Raw genomic sequence first — 3435 nt, forward strand, 5'->3', positions numbered from 1 at the left:
GGACACGTGAGCAAGTTTCCGACTTATTATTTGCAGGTTTTTTAGGGGTTGTGGTTGGTGGTCGTGTTGGTTACGTCCTGTTTTATAACTTTGAAATATTTCTTCAAGATCCCTTATACCTATTTAAGGTGTGGACCGGTGGAATGTCATTCCATGGTGGGTTACTCGGTGTTATCGGCGCGATGTTTTGGTATGCGAAAAAGAATGGCCGTACATTTTTTGGTGTCGCTGACTTTATTGCACCACTGGTTCCGTTTGGTCTAGGGATGGGCCGTCTGGGTAACTTTATGAACAGTGAGTTGTGGGGTCGCGTCACTGATGCGCCTTGGGGTATTGTTTTCCCGAATGGTGGTCCTTTGCCACGTCACCCTTCACAGCTATATGAAATGGCACTAGAAGGCATTGTGCTGTTCTTTATCTTGAACTGGTTTATTAAGAAACCAAGACCGCTTGGATCGGTATCTGGCCTCTTTTTGATTGGTTATGGTAGCTTCCGCTTCCTCGTTGAATACGTTCGTGAACCCGATGCGCATATTGGCTTGTTTGGCGATTTCATTTCAATGGGGCAGATTTTATCACTACCAATGATCATTGTTGGTGGTTTAATGATGGTATGGGCTTACAAGCGTGGTCAGTTCAACGATAACGCAGCAGTAAAGTAAGGATTAAACGTGAACCAATATTTAGAACTTTGTCATCGCATCGTCGATGAAGGAACTTGGATTGAAAACGAAAGGACAGGTAAGCGTTGTTTGACGGTGATTAATGCTGACCTAGAGTATGATGTTCAAAATAATCAATTCCCTCTGGTGACAACACGAAAGAGTTTTTGGAAGTCTGCGGTAGCGGAATTACTTGGGTATATTCGTGGTTATGATAACGCTGAAGACTTCAGGAAACTAGGCACGAAAACATGGGATGCTAATGCTAATTTAAATCAAGCATGGCTCAATAATTCATATCGTAAAGGCGAAGACGATATGGGGCGTGTGTACGGTGTACAAGGGCGATCTTGGGCAAAGCCAGATGGTGGAAGTGTTGATCAGCTGCGTAAGATTGTCGATGACCTTACGCGTGGTGTCGATGATCGCGGAGAGATTTTAAATTTCTACAATCCGGGAGAGTTTCATATGGGGTGCTTGCGTCCATGCATGTACAGCCATCACTTCTCTTTATTGGGTGACACATTGTATCTAAACAGTACCCAGCGCTCTTGTGATGTTCCTCTTTTATAACCCCTATAAGAAAAAGCACACTTCGTAATAAAGTAGTGCTTTTTTTGTATATAACCCCAATTTTTATTTACCCTCTAAATTTTTGCACAATGTGCATAGTCTGCTATCGTTTATGTATCAGGATGAGCATTTCGAGGCATTATGGAAAAAGCGGTTGTTATCTCTTCAGGTGAGAGCATTGATGTATCGACCTCTGTCGCTCATGAAGACTTTGATGGTTATCCATATAAACTTTTACTGTAAGCGTGCCATGAACACCGCATTCTAATCTTTCAGCACGAAGAATAAGATCATCTCTCCAACCCAAAGGAGAGTTGAAATGGCAAAACGACGCACCAATCTAGAATGGCAATCACTGTTTGAACAATATGAAAGTAGCAGTGTTACCCAACGCGCTTTTTGTGAAGAGCATGGACTGAGTTTATCCACGTTCTTCGCCAAACGGCGTCAACTCCAAACAGCAAACCAATCGGAATCTGTCGGATTTGTTAGAGCCGAAATCGTTGAAAAGACAACCAAGTATCAGGCCCAGATAGCTACGGCGAACATGACACTTCTCATCAATGATGTGGAGCTGAGCATTCCTCAAGGCACGCCAGCCACCTATCTTGCTGAACTCATTGGAGCGTTGTCATGAAAGGTATGCTCAGCGCTCCAGACATTTACCTTTATCGTGAAAGCGTCGATTTTAGAAAGTCCATCAACGGCCTTGCAGCGATTATCGAAAATGATACTGACTTGCCTCTTGGCAGCGGTGCGCTGTTCCTGTTTACCAATAAACAGCGCGATAAGATTAAAGTGTTGTACTGGGATAAAACAGGCTTCGCCCTCTGGTATAAACGCCTTGAAAAAGCCAAGTATAAGTGGCCTTCAAAAGAGAAAAATCAGGTGTTTACCCTCACTCAATTTGAGCTTGACAGACTGCTTTCAGGCTTCACAATTATCGGCCACGAACCCATCAAAATAAACGATTTTACAATGAGTTAATCGAGAATAAAGCCTTATTCTCCAAGCGTTAACGGCACGATTTTAGTATAATCAATGCTATGAAAAAGACGCCAAATATCAACCCAGAAAGCCAAGATGTTGCCGAGCTACAAGCGATGGTAGCAGCTCTGATGTCGGAGAAAAATGAGTGGAAACAAGAGCGCCAATCGCTGCTTGAACAACTCAAACTCGCCTTCGACCGTCAGTTCGCGAAACGCTCGGAGGCATTAAAGCCTTACGATGAATCACAAGGTGACCTCTTCAACGAAGCGGAGTGTGAAGCCGTTAAAGAAGACGAGGTTGAGGTGACAACCACGACCACAACGAAAAAGCGCGGTAAACGTAAACCTCTGCCTAAGACCTTGCCTCGTGAGGTTATCGAACTTGATGTAGACGACCATGAAAAGCAGTGCGCTTGCTGCAATCATAGCCTGCATAAAATCGGTGAAGACCGCAGCGAGAAGCTAGAGTTCACGCCAGCGGTACTCAAAGTGTTGGAATATGTTCGTCCTAAGTACGCTTGCCGCCAGTGCGAGAAAACAGGTGACAGCAGCCGTATCGTTCAGAAGCCATCCCCTCAGAGTCTCATCCCTAAAAGCTTCGCCACAGAAAGCTTGCTGACCAACATCATTCTTGGCAAATACCAATACGCGATGCCACTTTATCGCCAAGAATCGCTGTTTACCCAGTCGGGTATCGAGCTATCACGCACCACCATGGCAAGGTGGGTTATCCAAGTCAGTGAGAAGTTCGCCCCGCTGTATGCGCCTTGAAGGAGAACCTGCTTCAACAAGTGGTGGTTCAGGCGGATGAAACGCCGCTCAATGTGCTCAAAGAAGAGAAGAAGTGTTATATGTGGCTCTACTGCTCAGGCGCTGACTCACCCGAAGCGGCACTGCCGAATGTGAAAAATATTGCCTTGTACGACTATCAAAACAGTCGCGCGAGGGCGTGTCCCGTGGACTTTTTAGGTGACTACAACGGTTATCTACAAACCGATGGCTACGCGGCTTATGATGGTCTGCATCACGTCACCAATGTAGGGTGCTTAGCGCATGCTCGTCGCAAGTTCATGGATGCTAAAAAGCTTCAAGGGAAAGGTAAATCAGGCAAGGCTGATAAGGCGCTGGCTAAAATCCAAAAACTCTACGGGATAGAATCACGCTTAAAAGGTGCGCCTGCCCAAGAGCGAAAAGCAGAGCGTCAAGCGCTT

At 45.4% G+C, this 3435-nt stretch carries 3 protein-coding genes and 2 pseudogenes; all 5 read left to right on the forward strand.

The features are described from left to right. Positions 1–662, forward strand: a 662-nt coding sequence (gene lgt, locus ACP45E_RS03300; protein WP_069584693.1) for a prolipoprotein diacylglyceryl transferase, incomplete at its 5' end; no start/stop codon positions are given. 9 nt (positions 663–671) lie between these two features. Next, positions 672–1229 (forward strand): annotated as a pseudogene (locus ACP45E_RS03305) (thymidylate synthase); the annotation flags it as partial. 325 nt (positions 1230–1554) lie between these two features. Next, on the forward strand, positions 1555–1872 hold the full coding sequence (tnpA, locus tag ACP45E_RS03310; RefSeq protein WP_017037717.1) for an IS66 family insertion sequence element accessory protein TnpA: 318 nt from the start codon (positions 1555–1557) through the stop codon (positions 1870–1872). Further along, positions 1869–2222, forward strand: a complete 354-nt coding sequence (gene tnpB / locus ACP45E_RS03315) for an IS66 family insertion sequence element accessory protein TnpB (protein ID WP_017037716.1) — start codon at positions 1869–1871, stop codon at positions 2220–2222. Before tnpA ends, tnpB begins: the two co-directional genes overlap by 4 nt. Before the next feature lie 131 nt (positions 2223–2353). Continuing rightward, positions 2354–3435: pseudogene (tnpC, locus tag ACP45E_RS03320) on the forward strand (IS66 family transposase); the annotation flags it as partial.

This window comes from Vibrio genomosp. F10 str. 9ZD137 (assembly GCF_049974785.1).
Classification (GTDB): Bacteria; Pseudomonadota; Gammaproteobacteria; order Enterobacterales; family Vibrionaceae; genus Vibrio.

Coding starts and splice junctions, on each gene's coding strand:
- tnpA (WP_017037717.1), top strand. CDS start 1,555: ATGGCAAAACGACGCACCAATCTAGAATGGCAATCACTGTTTGAACAA.
- tnpB (WP_017037716.1), top strand. CDS start 1,869: ATGAAAGGTATGCTCAGCGCTCCAGACATTTACCTTTATCGTGAAAGC.